The organism is Streptomyces sp. NPDC056480 (genome assembly GCF_042795405.1).
Lineage (GTDB): Bacteria > Actinomycetota > Actinomycetes > Streptomycetales > Streptomycetaceae > Streptomyces.
Window position 1 is genome coordinate 1 of the sequence record NZ_JBHTSA010000039.1, and the last position, 16,636, is coordinate 16,636.

12 protein-coding genes are annotated in these 16,636 nt (G+C 72.3%); 5 read left to right on the plus strand and 7 right to left on the minus strand.

Going from position 1 to position 16,636, the window contains the following annotated elements; all coding sequences use genetic code 11:
• A partial coding sequence (locus tag ACFQ79_RS18995) for a hypothetical protein (protein WP_383584836.1) occupies positions 1 to 2,090 on the minus strand: 2,090 nt, incomplete at its 3' end.
• A 103-nt stretch (positions 2,091 to 2,193) separates the two neighbouring features.
• Between ACFQ79_RS18995 and ACFQ79_RS19000 the strand changes: the two genes are divergently transcribed.
• Positions 2,194 to 2,700 carry a GNAT family N-acetyltransferase gene (locus ACFQ79_RS19000; RefSeq protein WP_383584839.1) on the plus strand — a complete coding sequence of 169 codons (507 nt, stop codon included), beginning with the start codon at positions 2,194 to 2,196 and terminating at the stop codon, positions 2,698 to 2,700.
• A 241-nt stretch (positions 2,701 to 2,941) separates the two neighbouring features.
• Here ACFQ79_RS19000 and ACFQ79_RS19005 read toward each other — a convergent pair whose 3' ends face one another.
• Both ACFQ79_RS19005 and ACFQ79_RS19010 read right to left on the minus strand, forming a co-directional pair.
• Positions 2,942 to 4,279 (minus strand): MFS transporter, encoded by a 1,338-nt coding sequence (locus ACFQ79_RS19005; protein WP_383584842.1) that lies wholly within the window; start codon positions 4,277 to 4,279, stop codon positions 2,942 to 2,944.
• Positions 4,280 to 4,305: 26 nt separating this feature from the next.
• The gene (locus ACFQ79_RS19010) at positions 4,306 to 4,749 is read right to left on the minus strand and encodes a MarR family winged helix-turn-helix transcriptional regulator (protein WP_055600160.1); all 444 of its coding nucleotides are present in this window, start codon (positions 4,747 to 4,749) and stop codon (positions 4,306 to 4,308) included.
• A gap of 210 nt (positions 4,750 to 4,959) precedes the next feature.
• Here ACFQ79_RS19010 and ACFQ79_RS19015 point away from each other — a divergent pair, with 210 nt between their 5' ends.
• Positions 4,960 to 5,214, plus strand: a complete 255-nt coding sequence (locus tag ACFQ79_RS19015) for a hypothetical protein (RefSeq protein ID WP_351903702.1) — start codon at positions 4,960 to 4,962, stop codon at positions 5,212 to 5,214.
• Here the strand turns inward: ACFQ79_RS19015 and ACFQ79_RS19020 are convergent.
• Complete coding sequence (locus ACFQ79_RS19020) at positions 5,184 to 6,635, minus strand: NCS2 family permease (protein WP_383584844.1); 1,452 nt, start codon at positions 6,633 to 6,635, stop codon at positions 5,184 to 5,186. The two genes, ACFQ79_RS19015 and ACFQ79_RS19020, sit on opposite strands and share 31 nt — an antisense overlap.
• 150 nt (positions 6,636 to 6,785) lie before the next feature.
• On the opposite strand from ACFQ79_RS19020, the gene ACFQ79_RS19025 reads away from it, so the two are divergent.
• A complete protein-coding gene (locus tag ACFQ79_RS19025; RefSeq protein WP_383584846.1) occupies positions 6,786 to 7,097 on the plus strand; it encodes a DUF2530 domain-containing protein in 312 nt (103 codons plus the stop codon).
• 88 nt (positions 7,098 to 7,185) lie between these two features.
• Positions 7,186 to 9,594, plus strand: a complete 2,409-nt coding sequence (locus ACFQ79_RS19030; RefSeq protein ID WP_383584848.1) for an HAD-IC family P-type ATPase — start codon at positions 7,186 to 7,188, stop codon at positions 9,592 to 9,594.
• 55 nt (positions 9,595 to 9,649) lie between these two features.
• Here the strand turns inward: ACFQ79_RS19030 and ACFQ79_RS19035 are convergent, their stop codons facing one another.
• Entirely contained in the window at positions 9,650 to 10,660 is a 1,011-nt protein-coding gene (locus ACFQ79_RS19035; RefSeq protein WP_383584851.1) for a quinone oxidoreductase family protein, read from the minus strand.
• A 288-nt stretch (positions 10,661 to 10,948) separates the two neighbouring features.
• On the opposite strand from ACFQ79_RS19035, the gene ACFQ79_RS19040 reads away from it, so the two are divergent.
• A complete protein-coding gene (locus ACFQ79_RS19040) occupies positions 10,949 to 11,389 on the plus strand; it encodes a hypothetical protein (RefSeq protein ID WP_383584854.1) in 441 nt (146 codons plus the stop codon).
• Positions 11,390 to 11,407: 18 nt separating this feature from the next.
• Here the strand turns inward: ACFQ79_RS19040 and ACFQ79_RS19045 are convergent, their stop codons facing one another.
• Positions 11,408 to 14,554, minus strand: a complete 3,147-nt coding sequence (locus ACFQ79_RS19045) for a sacsin N-terminal ATP-binding-like domain-containing protein (protein WP_383584856.1) — start codon at positions 14,552 to 14,554, stop codon at positions 11,408 to 11,410.
• A 751-nt stretch (positions 14,555 to 15,305) separates the two neighbouring features.
• A complete protein-coding gene (locus ACFQ79_RS19050) occupies positions 15,306 to 16,235 on the minus strand; it encodes a DUF3027 domain-containing protein (RefSeq protein WP_383584859.1) in 930 nt (309 codons plus the stop codon).
• Positions 16,236 to 16,636: the final 401 nt, after the last annotated feature.

A 16,636-nucleotide genomic window follows, 5' to 3' on the forward strand; every position in this document is an offset into this window, starting at 1 on the left:
CCGATCCGCGTACGCGGCGCGAACGTCCCGTCCCCCTTGCCCAGATACAGCCAGAGCACCCCGTCCTTGTCCCGCGCGATCAGATCACCCGTCGGATTCCCACCGAGCTGCCCGGCAGCGGTGATCTGGTTGTAGATCCCCCACCCGTGACCGATCTTCTTCCGCGGCTCGTACGGAGCCGACACCGAACCCGTCGCCTCGTACAGGTACAGATCACCCCGATTGTCCTGGGCCACCAGATCAGCCCGCCCGTCACCCGTCAGATCACTGCCACCCGTGAACTGCGCGTACGTGTTCCACCCGCCGCCCACCCGCACCCGGGACTCGAAGCCGATGCGGGACGCGCTGCCGGTGCCGCGGTGGAGCCAGAGGACGCCGTCCTTGTCGCGGGCGACCACGTCGGCGGCGTTCGAACCGGCGACGTCGCCGGCCGCTTCGACCCGGTCGTAGACGTTCCAGCCGCGCAGACCCGAGGTGTTGTTGACGAGGGGGACGAGCCGTCCCGTCGCGTCGTCCCAGCGCGTGCTGATCTGGTCGAGGTAGCCGTTCGCGTCCCGCGCGATCAGGTCCGGCGCCCCGTTGTCGTCGTAGTCGTGCGCCTTCGGGGCGCGCGCCACGGTGAGGGTGCCGGAGGTGGTGACCGACGGCATCCCGTTCCACGGCCTGGCGGTCACCGTCCACTCGTACGAGCCGTTGGGAGCGGCCTTCGCACCCGACTGCAGGCGGCCTTCCACCTCGCCGGTCCAGTCGAGACCGAGGGATCCGTCCGGGTACGCGCCGGTGCCGGACGCGGGCCGCACGACCGTCCGGAACTCCTCCCCCGTCTCCTTGCTCGTCAGCTCGACGGTGAGGTCCGCCCTCGTCGTGGAGAACCTCCAGGACAGCCGGGCCTTGGCGACGCCGTCCAGGCCGACGGTGGCCGGGGCGCCTCCGACGTACGTCAGGGGGGTTGCGCCGTCGTTCGGTTCGCCGGTAGAGGCGATCAGCTCGGCCGCCGGCCGGCCGTCCGCGCCGGCCGACACCCGGTAGACGCCCGTGCCGTGGGCGGCGGTGACGCCGAGGACGAGGAGGCTGCCGTCGGGGCCCTTGGTGGCGTGCATGGCGTGGTCGAGGAGCTCGACCGTCGACCCGTCCTTCAGGGACCGGGCCGAGAAGGCGTGCCACGGGGTGGCGTTCCCCTTGGTGGCGCCCCACAGGAACCAGTCGCCCAGCAGACCGCCGGTGATCTCCGCCGAGTCGTCGGGGCCGAGCGGCGTCCGCACGACCTCGCTCCGTCCCCGTACGGCCGTGGCGAGGACCAGCTTGTCGCCGGTGCGCTCCGTCCAGGCCACGTGGGTCGGCGAGAGGAAGGAGGCCCTCGCCACGTACGGCTTCGGCCAGTCGGGCTCCGGGGCCAGCCGGTACCTGCCGACCTCCTGCCCGGTCTTCAGGTCGACGACCAGGTCCTCTTCGTGGTTCCGCGCGACCGCCGCGTCGGGCAGGGTGTCGGCCATCCACCGGGGCTCGTAGTACGTGCCCACCGTGCGGACGGCAGGCGTCCCGCCGCTGATGTCGATCAGTTTCAGGCTCTTCAGCCGACCGTCGACCACCAGGAGGGTCGAGCCCACGACGCCGTCGAGGAACCCGTGCGTCTCCGGGCTCGCCGACAGGTCGAGGGTGACGGGCGCGGCGCCCGTCGCCATGTCGTACACCTTGACGGTCGAGGTGTAGATCTCCTCGGCCCCCGCGTGCGCGACCTCGCGCGCGACCACGACGAGGTCCGAGCCGGCGCCGGAGCCGAGGACGTACTCGCCCTCGCCCTTCGCGACGACCTTCGACACCCCGTCCGCGTAGCGGGTCCAGCGTGCCGTGCCCTCGTGGTCCTCCGAGAGGAAGCCGGTCGCCCCGGCGCCGAGCAGCCTGCCGCCCGAGGCCAGGAACGGCACCGGGGCCGGCGCGGCGGTCCGGGACGCGGACACGGCCGTGGGCGCGGAGGGGGTGGACCCGGGCTCGGCGGAGGCGGCCGGGACGTTGAGCGAAGCAGCCGCCACGGCGGCGAGCACGACGCCGACCGAGATCGTCAGTCGCCGGTGGCCCGTAGTGGTACGCACGATGTATTTCCTCCCCCATCCGGATGGATACGCCGTGTACGACTCCCCGTCAGTTCGAAGGGTTGTACGGATCATGGAACTCGCGGGGGCTAGCCTCGGGCGGATGGACATCACCATCAGGAAGGGCGGGGCGGACGACATCCCCGCGATACTCGCGATACTCGACAGCGCCGTGGTGTGGCTCAACGGCAAGGGCATCACCGCCCAGTGGGGCACGGAGTCCTTCTCGGCCCGCCCCGCGGCGGTGCAGCAGGTCGAGGACACGGCGGCCGAGGGCGATCCGTGGATCGTCGAGATCGACGGCGTACCGGCGGGCACGATGACGCTGACGCCGCACCCGGGCAAGCACGTGCCGCCGGCGGACGAGCCGGAGGTGTACGTCCGCCTGCTCGCGACCGACGCGCGGTTCCACGGCCACGGGGTGGGCGCGGCGCTGCTCGCCCACGCGGTGGAGGAGACGCGGCGGCAGGGGGTGTCGCTGCTGCGGGTGGACTGCTTCGCGGGCAGCGAGGGCCGGCTGGTCGCCTACTACGAGGGCCAGGGCTTCACTCCGACGGAGACCTTCGCGGTCGGCGACTGGGAGGGGCAGATCCTGGAGCGTCGGGTCTGAGCCGCGGACGACGACGGCGGGAGGGGCCGGGGCCGGAGCGGGGGAGGGGTGTCCGGGCGTAAGAGCGTCTTGAACTCGCGCGAAGCGCGGTGAGACGCAGCCCGGACACCCCTCCCCCGCGGAGACCCCGGCCCCGTTGTCGGAGGTCCAGGCTCCGGCACCCCCGGGGGCGCAGGAGCCCCGGCCCCGGGCAGGAGGTCCAGTCCCCGGCCCCCACACCCGGCCGCCGCCCGCCCGAGGGCTACGCCGCGGTGGCCAGTCGCTCGCGTGCCACGAACCGGACCTGCGGGTGCCCGTGGCGCCAGGCCCAGGCGACCTTGAGGCCGCCGACCTTCGCCAGGACCAGGCCCACGACGACCGCCGCCGTCAGGGAGATCACGCCGCCCGTCGCGAAGCCGACGCGGGCCCCGTACGTGTCGGTGACCCAGCCGAGCAGCGGCGCGCCGATCGGCGTACCACCGGCGAAGACCATCATGTAGAGGCTCATCACCCGGCCCCGCATGGCCGGGTCCGTCGCCATCTGGACGGCCGAGTTCGCGGTGATGTTGACCGTGAGGCCGATCATGCCGATCGGGACGAGCAGCAGTGCGAACAGCCAGAACGTCGGCGACAGGGCCGCCGCGATCTCCAGGACGCCGAAGACCGCCGCCGCGATCACCAGCATCCGCAGCCGGGTCGAGCCGCGCCGGGCCGCCGCGAGGGCGCCGACGAGCGAGCCGGCCGCCATGAGGGTGTTGAGGAAGCCGTACGCGCCGGCGCCGACGTGGAAGACGTCGCCGGAGAAGGCGGTGAGCCAGATCGGGAAGTTGAATCCGAAGGTGCCGATGAAGCCGACGAGGACGATCGGCCAGATCAGGTCCGGTCGCGCGGCCACGTAGCGCAGGCCCTCCCGCAGCTGGCCCTTGCCGCGCGGGGCGCGCTCCACCTTGTGGAGTTCGCTCGTCCGCATGAGCAGGAGGCTCGTGAGGGGCGCGAGGAAGAACAGGCCGTTGAGGAGGAAGGCCCAGCCGCTGCCGACTCCGGCGATGAGCACACCGGCGACAGCGGGGCCGACGAGGCGTGCGGACTGGAAGTTCGCCGAGTTCAGGGAGACGGCGTTGCGCAGCTGGTCGGGTCCGACCATCTCGGAGACGAAGGCCTGCCGGGCCGGGTTGTCGACGACGGTCACCATGCCGAGGAGGAAGGCGATCAGGTAGACGTGCCAGACCTGGATGTTGCCGGAGAGGGTGAGGACGGCGAGCGCGATGCCGCAGAGGCCGAGGGCTGCCTGGCTGACGAGCAGCAGGCGCCGCTTCGGGTAGCGGTCGGCGATGACTCCGCCGTAGAGGCCGAAGAGCAGCATCGGCAGGAACTGCAGGGCCGTGGTGATGCCGACGGCGGCGGCCGAGCCGGTGAGGCTCAGGACCAGCCAGTCCTGGGTGATGCGGGCCATCCAGGTACCGGTGTTGGAGACGATCGCGCCGGTGAAGAACAGCCGGTAGTTACGGATCCTGAGCGAGGAGAAGGTTTCCCCCCGCCCGCGGGTGTCGAGGGTGGGTTTGTGGACGGGTGCGGAGTCTGCTCCGGGTCCCGTACTCAAAGTGCGTCGCCTCCTTGGCGCGTGGACTACAGGTGGGCGAGCTTCTCCAGGACGGGAGCGGCCGCGCGCAGCTTGGCCCACTCGTCCTCGTCCAGGCCCTCGGCGAGGGAGGCCAGCCAGGCGTTCCGCTTGCGGCGGGACTCTTCGAGCATGGCTTCGGCCTGCTCGGTCTGGCTGACGACCTTCTGCCGGCGGTCGTCGGGGTGCGGCTCCAGCCGGACCAGTCCCTTGGCTTCGAGCAGCGCGACGATGCGGGTCATCGAGGGCGGCTGGACGTGCTCCTTGCGGGCCAGCTCGCCGGGTGTGGCGGAGCCGCAGAGCGCGAGGGTGCCGAGCACCGACATCTCGGTGGGGCTCAGCGACTCGTCGACGCGCTGGTGCTTGAGGCGTCGGCCCAGTCGCATGACGGAGGAGCGGAGCGCGTTCACGGCCGCGGCGTCGTCGGCGGTGCCGTGGGACAGGTCAGGCATGTTTGTTAGCTTAACTCATTACTCTGTCTAAATACCAACGGGAACGCGCCGACGTCGCACGGATCACACCCGTCTACCCCCGCACGCCTGCCCCCGCACGTGAACCGCACGCACGCAGATCACGCTTCCGCATCCATGTATCACCCAAACGAGTGAGTCGGATCCAGAAAGTGACGCAAAGGGGCCCCGGCTGCCCCGACCCTGAACGACATGGGATCGACAGTGCTCAGCCTGCGCATCGACGGTGAGCTGCTCGACCGGCTCAGGAGTCACGCCGCGAAAAGAGGAATGAGCGTCCAGGACTATGTCGTCCGGACGCTCATTCGCGAGGATTTCGACGAGCGGTTCAAGACCGCCGTCGACGAGACGGAGAAGTTCTACGGGGAGTCGGACGGGGAACCGGTGGCCGACACGGCCACCGACACCCCCCGCGATCACGTGAGGCCGAGCGCCGGCATCGCGTAGTAGAAGACGAAGACCGCCGACACGATGTACATGGCCACCGGGACCTCACGGCCCCGTCCGGCCGCGAGCCGCAGCGCGCTGAACGCGATGAAGCCGATGCCGATGCCGTTCGTGATCGAGTACGTGAAGGGCATCATCACCATGGCCAGGAACGCCGGCACCGCGATGGTGTAGTCGCTCCAGTCGATGTCCTTGATCGAACCGGCCAGGATCAGGAAACCGACCGCGAGGAGCGCGGGCGTCGCCGCCTGGGACGGGACCATCGTGGCCAGCGGCGTGAGGAACAGCGCCACCGAGAACAGACCGCCGGTCACGACCGAGGCGAGACCCGTGCGCGCACCCTCGCCGACGCCCGCCGTGGACTCCACGAAGCAGGTGGTGGCCGAGGAGGAGGTCGCACCGCCGGAGGCGACGGCCAGGCCGTCCACCAGCAGGACCTTGTTGATGCCGGGGAAGTTGCCGTCCTTGTCGATCAGCTTGGCCTCGTCGCCGACGCCGAGGATCGTGCCCATGGCGTCGAAGAAGCAGGACAGCAGCACCGTGAAGACGAAGAGGACGCCGGTCAGGTAGCCGACCTTCTCGAAGCCGCCGAAGAGGCTGACCTCGCCGACGAGGCCGAAGTCCGGCGAGGCGACCGGGTTGCCCGGCCACTCCGGAGTGGTCAGACCCCAGGACGGGACGGTCGCGACCGCGTTGATCGCCATCGCCACGATCGTCATGACGACGATCGAGATGAGGATCGCGCCCGGCACCTTGCGGATGATCAGCGCGAGGGTGAGGAGCGTGCCCAGGATGAAGACGAGCACCGGCCAGCCCATGAGGTGGCCGTCGCCGCCGAGCTGGAGCGGGACGGTGGTGTGCGCGGCGTCGGGGATGCGGGAGACGAAGCCCGAGTCGACGAGGCCGATCAGCATGATGAAGAGGCCGATGCCGATCGCGATGCCCTTGCGCAGGCCGACCGGGACCGCGTTCATCACGCGCTCGCGCAGACCGGTCGCGACGAGCAGCATCACGACGACACCGGCGAGGACGACCATGCCCATGGCGTCCGGCCAGGACATCTTCGGCGCGAGCTGGAGCGCCACGACCGTGTTGACCCCGAGGCCGGCGGCGAGGGCGATCGGGACGTTGCCGATGACACCCATGAGGAGCGTCGAGAACGCCGCGGTGAGGACGGTGGCGGTGACGAGCTGGCCGCTGTCGAGCTGGTGCCCGTACATGTCCTTGGCACTGCCGAGGATGATCGGGTTCAGCACGATGATGTAGGCCATCGCGAAGAAGGTGGCGAAACCGCCGCGGATCTCGCGGGCGACGGTCGAGCCGCGCTCCGAGATCTTGAAGTAGCGGTCGAGGCCCGAGGTCGGCTCCTGGGGAGCGGAAGGCTCGGGGGGCATGGCCTTGGCGGTGGCCGTGGTGCTCATGGGGTGGGTTCCTCTTCGGGAGAGACGTCCGTTTGGCGGTTCATACGAAGGAAACCCGCCAGAGGCAAACCGTTTCAGTATGAACACATGAACGAGCGAGCGTCTATCTCCGCGCGTAGATACGATTTCCCGGCACCTAGACTGACCCTCATGGCGAAGTGGACACCGAAGCACGAGGCACCCGAGCCCCTCGAAGGGCCCGTCGTCGCCACCATCACCGGCGGAACGATCCTCTGGTTCGTCCTCTTCCTCGTCCAGGTCCCGTTCTACGGCTGGTTCGACGACCGTGACCTGACCTGGTGGGTGTGGACCTGCCTCGCCGGCGCCGGACTCGGCCTGATCGGCATCTGGTACGTACGGAAGCGGGACGCGGCGATCAAGCGGCACGAGGCGGCACGGGCGGCGGAGGCCGGAACCGGGACGGGGCCGGCCCAGGACCCCGAGGCGCACCCCGGCGCGTAGTGCCAGGGGACCATTCCCCTCCTCCCCCGGTCTGATCTTCGCCCTTCTCGGCAGGTGAACGGCCGATTCCGGTCGTACCGTCGAAAACATGACTCAGCGGGCGAAGATCGACACGGACGGCGGCGAGGCCGAGGCGGTGGGGCCGCCCGTTGTCCACCGTCCCGCCGGACTCACCTCCGCCGAGGTCGCCGAACGCGTCGCCCGCGGCGAGGTCAACGACGTCCCCGTACGGAGCTCCCGCTCGACCACGGACATCGTCCGCGGCAACGTCTTCACCCGCTTCAACGCGATCATCGGCGTCCTCTGGGTGATCATGCTCATCGTCGCGCCGATCCAGGACAGCCTCTTCGGCTTCGTGATCATCGCCAACACCGGCATCGGCATCATCCAGGAACTCCGCGCCAAGAAGACCCTCGACGGACTCGCCGTCATCGGCGAGGCGAAACCCACCGTCCGGCGCGACGGCGTCGCCGCCGAACTCTCCACCTCGGAGATCGTCCTCGGCGACCTCATCGAACTCGGCCCCGGCGACAAGGTCGTCGTCGACGGCGAGGTCGCGGAGGCCGACAGCCTGGAGATCGACGAATCACTGCTCACCGGCGAGGCCGACCCGGTCGTCAAGAAGCCCGGCGACCGGATGATGTCGGGCTCGTTCGTCGTCGCCGGCGGCGGCGCGTTCACCGCCACCAAGGTCGGCCGCGAGGCCTACGCGGCGCAGCTCGCCGAAGAGGCCTCCCGCTTCACGCTCGTCCACTCCGAACTGCGTACGGGCATCTCCACGATCCTCAAGTACGTGACGTGGATGATGATCCCGACCGCCATCGGGCTCGTCATCAGCCAGCTCGTCGTCAAGGACGACAACTTCAAGGACGCGGTCGCCCGTACGGTCGGCGGCATCGTCCCCATGATCCCCGAGGGACTCGTCCTGCTCACCTCGGTCGCCTTCGCGATCGGCGTCGTACGACTCGGGCGCAAGCAGTGCCTCGTCCAGGAACTGCCGGCCATCGAGGGCCTCGCACGCGTGGACGTCGTGTGCCTGGACAAGACGGGCACGCTGACCGAGGGCGGCATGGACGTCACGGAGCTCCGTCCCCTCAACGGCAGCGACGAGACGTACGTGCGCAAGGTCCTCGGCGCCCTGGGGGAATCCGACCCCCGCCCGAACGCCTCCCTCCAGGCCATCATCGACGCCTACCCGGACACGGTGGAGTGGCGGTGCACGGAGGCGCTGCCGTTCTCCTCGGCGCGGAAGTACAGCGGGGCGGCGTTCAGCGAGGGCGACGGCGAGAACTCGACCTGGCTGCTGGGCGCCCCTGACGTCCTCCTGCCCGCCGGGGACCCGACGCTCACCGAGATCGACCACCTCAACGAACAGGGCCTGCGGGTCCTGCTCCTGGCGCGGACGGCGAACGAACTCGACTCCCCCGAGGTCGCGACCGGCGCCCACCCGACGGCCCTGGTCGTCCTGGAACAGCGACTGCGGCCGGACGCCGCGGACACGCTCGCGTACTTCGCCGACCAGAACGTCGCCACGAAGGTCATCTCCGGCGACAACGCGGTCTCCGTGGGCGCGGTGGCCGGAAAGCTCGAGATGCCGGGCGCGGCGAACACGGTGGACGCCCGCACGCTCCCCACCGACCGGGAGGAGATGGCGAAGGTCCTCGACGAGAACGCCGTCTTCGGCCGGGTCACACCGCAGCAGAAGCGGGACATGGTGGCGGCGCTGCAGTCCCACGGCCACACGGTCGCGATGACGGGCGACGGCGTGAACGACGTCCTGGCACTGAAGGACGCGGACATCGGCGTGTCGATGGGCTCGGGCTCGGAGGCGACGAGGGCGGTGGCCCAGATCGTCCTGCTGAACAACAGCTTCGCGACCCTCCCCTCCGTGGTGGCGGAGGGCCGCAGGGTCATCGGCAACATCACCCGAGTGGCCACCCTCTTCCTCACGAAGACGGTCTACTCGGTCCTCCTGGCGGTCCTGGTGGTCTGCTCGCAGGTCGAGTACCCCTTCCTCCCCCGCCACCTGACCCTGCTCTCCACCCTGACGATCGGCGTCCCGGCCTTCTTCCTGGCCCTGGCGCCGAACAAGGAACGGGCGAAGCCGAACTTCGTACGCCGGGTGATGCGGTACGCGATCCCGGGCGGCGTCATCGCGGCTGCGGCCACGTTCACGACGTACCTCCTGGCCCGCCACCACTACAGCGGCGAAGGCGCCCTGGAGGCGGAGACGAGCGCGGCCACGCTGACCCTGTTCCTGGTCTCGATGTGGGTCCTGGCGATCATCGCCCGCCCGTACACGTGGTGGCGCCTCACCCTGGTCGCCACGATGGGAGGCGCGTTCCTCCTCGTCCTGGTCGTCCCCTGGCTCCAGGACTTCTTCGCCCTGAAACTGGTGGGCACGACGCTGCCGTGGGCAGCGGTCGCCATCGCAGCAGCGGGCGGCCTCCTCCTGGAACTCGCCTGGCGCTGGGTGGACCGAAGGTTCCCGGCGTAACGCAGCGCCCGGGCGCCACTATGGGGCCGACCGGGACAGAGCAGCGGGGCCGCGATCAGCTCTGCGTCTCCTCGCGGCGTCCCCTGGCGGCCGCATCGGGTACGACGAGCAGCTTGCCGGTGGTACGCCGAGCCTCCAGATCGCTGTGGGCCTGGGCGGCCTCGGACAATGCGTAGCGGCCCGTCACGGTGACCTCAAGCGCCTTGGAGCGCACCCACTCGAACACATCGGCGGCCCGTCGGAGCAGTTCGGACCGGTCGGCGATGAAGTCCCCGAGGCTGGGCCGGATCAGGGTCAGCGAACCGCCGTGGGCCAGCCGGATCGGATCGAACGGCGGCACGGCACCGCTTGCCGCGCCGAAGAGCACGAGATGGCCTCGGGACCGCAGGCTGGCGAGGCTCGCGTCGAAGGTGTGCGCGCCGACGCCGTCGAAGACGACCGGCAGCCCCTGACCGCCGTTGAGCCGCCTCACCTCGGCTGCGAGATCGTCGACCGCGGAGGAGAGGATCACCTCGGCGGCCCCGGCACGCTTCGCCAGCTCGGCCTTCGCCGTGGTCGACGTCGTGCCGATCACCCTGCCGCCGAGATGGGTGATGAGCTGGGTCAGAAGCAGCCCCATGCCGCCGGCAGCCGCATGCACGAGCACCGTGTCGCCTCCCTGAACCGGGTAGGCGTCCTTGACGAGATAGTGCGCGGTCATGCCTTGGAGGAGCACGGCGGCGGCTGTCTCGAAGCCGATGTCGTCGGGCAGCGGCACCAGCCGGGAGGAGTCCACGACGGCCCGCTCGGCATACGTGCCGGGAATCTCCACCCAGCCGACCCTGTCCCCGACGGCGACGTCGGCGACGCCGGGTCCGACTTCGACGACCGTTCCGGCGCCCTCGGAGCCCGGGGTGAAGGGCAGCGGCACGCTGTACCGGCCTTCGCGGTGGTAGACGTCGAGGAAGTTGACCCCCGATGCGGCGACCTCCACGACCGCCTCGCCCGGACCCGGCCGCGGCTGGTCCACCTCGGCCTCCTGCAGCACCTCGGGACCGCCCACTTCGTACACCTGAATCGCTCGCATGACCCCTCCGATGATCGGCTCGTCCCCCCACCAACCCCGTGGACGGCGATCCGATTCCCGGCAGGCGGACCTGCCCACCGCCCCCGCCCCGCACCAAGCCCCCCACCCACCGGCCCGACGCCCGCCCACGACGACCGGCCACTACCCGGGGAGACCGCGCAGGCCCCGGCCCTCGGCCGCCCTCCGGGTGCGAGAAGGCGGCCTCGCCGCACTCGGAAAGAGGGCGGCCGCACCCGAGGCTCGCGAAGTCGGGTCATCCCCAGGGCCTTCGTCCGGCACCCTGGGGGCATGGGGATGGTCGAGGAACTCTGGGGCCGGGGCCAGGTGCCGTACTGCGACGGGCTCTATCGGGTGGACGGCGGCAGTCGGGCGTTGGGGGCCGGCGGGCCCGGTGCCTATCACCCCGACGCCGGGCAGCCCGTTCCCTTCCGGATCGGGGAGCCCGTCGACGTGGCCGAGGTGGTCGCGGAGTACGGCACCTGCGAGGTGGACGTCTGGTTCGAGAGTCCCCTGCCCGACGGGTCGGGGTGGGTCCTCGGCGGAGGCGGCGGGATGGGCAACGTCGGTCACCTCGCCCGTCTCGACGCCGACCGCTCCCTGCGGTGGGTCGCCCTCATGGAGAGCTCCAACCCGTTCCTCGGCGTGCGCCACGACGGCACCCGGGCCGTCTTCACCAACGACTGGCGCAATCTGCTCACCCTCGACCTCGCCGACCCCGCCCTCCGCTGACCCCGCCCTCCGCTGGACTCAGTCGAACCAGCGGTCCCTCGCCAGCTCCGCCGTCCTCGACGGGTCCTCCAGCAGGGCCGCCACCTCGAAGCGGCGCGGCCACTGGCCCGCCGACCAGGCCAGGCCCGCCGCCACGCCCTCCAGGGTCGAGGCGTGGACCACGCCGTCCGCCGTGCGGCGCCAGTCGAGTTCCGTGTCGGCCGCCCTCAGTTCCTCGTGCTCGACGTACGTCGTGGGGGTCGTCGGGCCCAGGAGGGTGCGGACCGAGTCCGGCACCTCGTGCTCCTCGCCCACCGTCGCCACCTCCGCCTCCACCGCCTCGCTCAGCCGCCTGACCTGGAACAGCTCCGCCAGGTCCGCCGCCCGCGCCGGCGACACCGGCAGCAGCGGCACCCCGCCCGTCAGCGGCAGCAGGTCCGGCGCGTCGGCCACCATCGCCTCCGCCGCGTCCACCACGACCACCTCGCCGTCCACGACCGCGCGCAGCTCGTCCGGCAGCGTCACCTGCTCCGGGTCCAGGTCCGCGAGGGCCGTGTACAGCGCGTGGAGTTGGGCGTCCGTGACCTCGCGGGAGGGGTCGGCGAGCCGCGTGAGGAGTTCCGCCGCCCCGCCCGGCTCGTCGAGCAGCGCCGCCACCGACGTGCGTACTCCCAGGGCCCGCAGGACCTGCTCGTCGTCGAAGCCGGTCGCGTCGGCGGAGTCGTACAGGCCGGAGAGGAGGGGGTCCGAGCCCTCCGCGCGGAGGCCCGCCGGGCGGCGGCCGTCCAGGACGGGGTGGTCGCGGAGCCACCACGCCGTGTACGAACGGACCGTCTCCGTCGTGCCGTCCGGCAGGAGGATCCGTACGGGCTGGGTGAGGGCGTCGCGGAGAGGGGGCTGCGCCAGGAGCGCCAGCGCCTTCGGCCAGGCGTCGTCGTCGACCAGGTCCAGGTCCCGTACGGCCACGATCTCCGTCGCCACCGGCGGCACCGGTGTCTCCGGCAGCCGGTCGAGGACGTCCTCGCACCACACGTCGACCGCGTCGAGGAGCCCCGCGTCGTCCGGCTCCGGGTAGTCGCCCTCGCGCGGCTCGACCTCGTCCGGGTCGAGGAGCAGGTCGGTGGCGCGGACCAGGGCGAAGGTGGCGAGCACGCCACAGGCCGCGAGGGGCTGTTCGCCCCAGCGGGCGGCCAGCTCGCCGTCGACGTAGGCCAGTTCGTCCTCGCGCATGACGGCGGCGAACGCCGAGCCCGGCATCACCAGCTCGCCCGCCGGGGAGAGTTCGCCGTCCTCGTCGGGCAGCGCCAGCGCGCCCAGCCAGGGCTCGTCGCCCGGGTCGAGCTCCGCGTCCCGGACCAGGGCGAGGACGGTCTCGACGAGTTCGTCCGCGTCCAGGGTGTCCGCGTCCTCGTCCCAGATCTCACCCGCGTCGAGGGAGGCCGCGACCGCCGCCCGTACCTGCGGGGTCGTCAGGACCGCGCGGGGCGTGGCGGGCAGGGCGCCCAGCTTCTCCAGGAGCGGGTGGGCGGCCTCGGGGTGGGCGACCTTCAGGCCGAGCCGGGTCAGCTCGGCGGGGGTCCTGTCCTGGGGCAGGAGGACCTGGCGGGGGCCGATCGCCGTACGGATCCGGGCACCCTCGGCGGTTTCCGCCAGCGGGACCGGGAGGCCGGACAGCCGGTCCGGGTCGACGCCGGCGAGGGAGTCGTACAGGCGCCACCACCACGTCGGGGCGCGGTCCACCCCGGCGAGCCGGTCGATCGCCTCGGTCAGGGGTACGCGGCCGACGCCGAGCGTGCGGAGTTCGGGGCGGCGCTCCAGGCCGGCGGGGAGCAGGGTCGGGAACACCTCGGCGAGCACCTCGACCGTGTCGGCGCCCGCGCCCTCCGCGACCTCGGCCTCGATCGGGCGGAGTGCGGGGAGTTCCTCGGTGGGGGCGGCGGGTGCCAGGAACGCGACCCTCGGCAGCCGGTCCAGGATCGCCTCGCGCAGGGCCCCGTCGAGGGGGCCCTTGCCGAGGGGGCCGGGGACGAGGTCGAGCGTGGCGGTCGTCACCGGCTGCCACTCGGCGAGGAGTTCGGCGTACGCGTCGGCGGCGCGCTGCACCAGGAAGTCGGTGAGCGGGCCGGGCGCCGGGTGCCGCCGCGCGGTGTCCAGGGGCAGGGAGGCGATGAGGAGCGCGGGGATGCCGAGGGGTTCGTCGGTGGGCGTGGGTGCGTGCACGACCGGGGTCGTACGGGGGTAGCGCGGGGCTCCCTCCGGGTCCACGGGCACGGCCCAGGTGACGGACCAGTGGGGGCGCAGGCGCTCCTCGACCGGGCGGTCCTTGAGGAGTTCGGCGTCGAGGGGGCCGCCGTGGGAGACGGTCCGCCAGCGGTGGGTGCCGGTGGCGGAGTCGGCGATCTGTACGTATCCGTCGTCCTCGGAGCGGCGGAGGGTCCGTACTCCTTCCGAGGTCTCCACGACGATCTCCGCGAGCCCCGGAAGGGTGAGGAGGAGCGCGTCGTCGACGGAGGCGAGGAGCCGCTCGGCGAGGTCGCGGGCGGCGGTGTCGCGGAGCGGGAGGACGACGACGGTGTCGTAGCCGTCGGGGGCGGTGCCCTCGGCGGGCAGCGGGAGCCGGAGGAGGGGTACGTGGCCGTCGCGGCGGCGCAGTTCGTCGCCGAGGCCGGGGCTGTACCGGGCGGAATCGGAGGCGAGTTCGCGGGCCTCGGCGAGGGACCAGCGGACGCCGCCGTGGCGGCCGAGGACGGCGGGCTCGTCGGTGACGGCGAGGACGGCGGCGAATCCGACACCGAACCGGCCGACCGCGCCGTGGGCCTGATGCTCGCGCTTGGCGGAGGCGCGGAGGGTCGACAGGGACTCGACGCCGGTGGCGTCCAGCGCGGCGCCGGTGTTGGCGGCGGCGAGGAGGGCGGGGCCCTCGTGGTCCGCGGGGTGCAGGGTGAGCCTCAGGCGGCCGGGGACGCCGGCGCGGTGGGCGGCGTCGGCGGCGTTCTGGGCGAGTTCGACGACGAGGCGGTCGCGGTAGCCGCCGAGGGCGAGGTCCTCCTCGGCGTTGGCGTCCTCCCGGAACCGGGCGGGGGACGCGCCCCAGGCGTCGAGCACACCCCGCCGAAGCCGGGCGGTGCCGAAGGGATCGGTTCCGTCGGTCGTCGTCCGGACGCTGACGCTCACGTCTGACTCCACTCTGCGGGGCGGTGATGGTGCGGGACCCGGGCCGGGGGCCACGGTGTGAGGCCTCGGACCTGGGGGCCCGAAGGTATCGCGCTCGGGGGCGGGGGGTTTGCCGGGGCGCGGTTGGGGGTGGGGGCGTGCGGGGGTGTGTGCGTGTGTCCAGGGTGCATCGGGGTGGGTGGGGGCGGCGCGCCACGGCTTCCCCCCGCCACGAGCCTCCGCCTCGCCGTGCCCGGCCACGGACCTCCACCCTGCCGCGCCCGGCCGCGGACCTCCGCCCTGCCGGGCCCGGTGCGGTCCCTCCGCCCTGCCGGTGCGACGCGTACCGCCGGGTTTTGTAGTGGGCCTCCGGCCCGTCGGGGCGGCACCTACCCGCCTGGGCGGCGCCCACGCCCGGCCGCGTTGTGGGCATTCGTTCCGCTGGGGCGGAACGGGTGGGCACAACGGAACGGCGCCCCTTGCCGGGCCTAGGCTTCCGCGCCCTGACCCGCACCCTTTGTGCACCGTGCTTGTGGTGCGGGTTCAGGCACAAGGGGCGGAGGCGCCGCCGAGCGCGCCGTCCCGTGTGCCCACCCGTCCCGCCCCAGCGGGACGAATGCCCACACGGCGGTGGGCGGGGGTGGGCGAAGCCCGGCGCCGCGCGGGGCAGGGGCCCGGCGTGCCGCGCAGGGCGGGTGGCCCGGTTGGTGCGGCGGCACCCGGTCAGCGCACGCCCGGTCCGCGCGGGAACCGGTCCGCGTGGCCGGCCCCGGTGCCCGTGGGGCTACGAGTGGCCCAGGTCTTCCGAGGTGGCGTCCGGTTCCGTCGTCGAGCCGGAGTCCTTGGCCGGCCGGAGCGGGAACGCGTCCGCGCCCATCGAGTCCAGGACCGGCGGCGCCGGCCGCGGCGGCTTCGGCATGATCGCGGCCTCCGAGTGACCCCCGCAGCCGTACGCGAGGGACACGACCCGCCCGTCCGCCGGGGCGAACTCGTTGGCGCAGATGCCGAACGTCTGCTTCAGGGAGCCCGCGAGCGGCACGAGGAACGCGCAGGACTCGCAGGTGGCCGGAGCCGCCTGGGCCATCGGCGTACGGGCGCCGAAGGACTCCTCCCAGCGGTCCGCGGCCAGGTGGAGCCCGTACCGGGAGAGGACCCTGGCCCGGCGCATGCCGAGCTCCTCGGCGACCGCGGCGATCGCGCCCCGCGAGGGGGTGCGGGCGACGATCTCGGCGTCCTCGACGTCGAGGTGGTCCGCCAGCTCGTCCGACACCACGGAGTTCGGCGGCGGCGCGTCCTCGCCCGAGTAGCCGGGCTCCAGGCGCAGGTCGTCCGCCTCGGTCGGCAGGAGGTCGCCGGGGCCCATGTCGCCGGGTCGCAGCCGCTCGCTCCAGGGCACCCACTCGGGGGCGAGGAGGGCGTCGGAGCCGGGCAGCAGGACGGTTTCGTCAAGCGTGACGTTCTTGGCGCGGGAGGCGCGGGTGACCGTCACCGCCCAACGCCAGCCCCGGTAGCCGGGCTCCTTGGACTCGAAGTAGTGGGTGACGACCCGGTCACCCTCGGCGATCACCTCGACGTGGGCGCCGACGATTCCGGGGAAGGCCGCCTCTTCGGCGGCCTCCCGCGCAAGGTCTACGGCCTCGGCGCACAGGCGGTCGGGGATACGCGTGGCTCGCGGGGTACGCGGGGTACCGCTTCGCGTCGTCGCAGCACTCACAGGTCTCGCTTCTCTCCTACGCCGTCTCACGGGTGCGCCGGCCGAGGGGCGGGAGCGAAGCCACGGGCGGCGGGCGGAGCGGACCTGTGGGCCGCATCGACGTCCGCGCACCCGACCTGTCTCGCGTGTCTCGGGCACACCTATCGCCATCCATTCTGCGGGATGCCGAAGAGGCGCGCGGCCGAGAGCTTCCGCCGGTGACGCGCTACGCACGCTACCCCGTTCGCGGGCGTCAGCCCACCTGCCCGCCCCAAGTGGCCCGGATCGCGGACGTCCGGGGAGTGGTCGGAGCCCTGTCCCGGAGGTGGAAGGGAGGGCCCGAAAGCGACTCACGCACCCCGCCGGCCTCGTCCGACGCGGCCGACGACATCGTCCGAAGTCGCCCTCCACCGCCGCGCCAC

What these genes read in the sequence shown, in the direction of transcription:
- ACFQ79_RS19025 (WP_383584846.1), top strand. Translation starts at nt 6,786, where the DNA reads ATGGCGAAGTGGACACCGAAGCACGAGGCACCCGAGCCCCTCGAAGGG.
- ACFQ79_RS19000 (WP_383584839.1), top strand. Translation starts at nt 2,194, where the DNA reads ATGGACATCACCATCAGGAAGGGCGGGGCGGACGACATCCCCGCGATA.
- ACFQ79_RS19010 (WP_055600160.1), bottom strand. Translation starts at nt 4,749, where the DNA reads ATGCCTGACCTGTCCCACGGCACCGCCGACGACGCCGCGGCCGTGAAC.
- ACFQ79_RS19015 (WP_351903702.1), top strand. Translation starts at nt 4,960, where the DNA reads ATGGGATCGACAGTGCTCAGCCTGCGCATCGACGGTGAGCTGCTCGAC.
- ACFQ79_RS19020 (WP_383584844.1), bottom strand. Translation starts at nt 6,635, where the DNA reads ATGAGCACCACGGCCACCGCCAAGGCCATGCCCCCCGAGCCTTCCGCT.
- ACFQ79_RS19030 (WP_383584848.1), top strand. Translation starts at nt 7,186, where the DNA reads ATGACTCAGCGGGCGAAGATCGACACGGACGGCGGCGAGGCCGAGGCG.
- ACFQ79_RS19040 (WP_383584854.1), top strand. Translation starts at nt 10,949, where the DNA reads ATGGGGATGGTCGAGGAACTCTGGGGCCGGGGCCAGGTGCCGTACTGC.
- ACFQ79_RS19035 (WP_383584851.1), bottom strand. Translation starts at nt 10,660, where the DNA reads ATGCGAGCGATTCAGGTGTACGAAGTGGGCGGTCCCGAGGTGCTGCAG.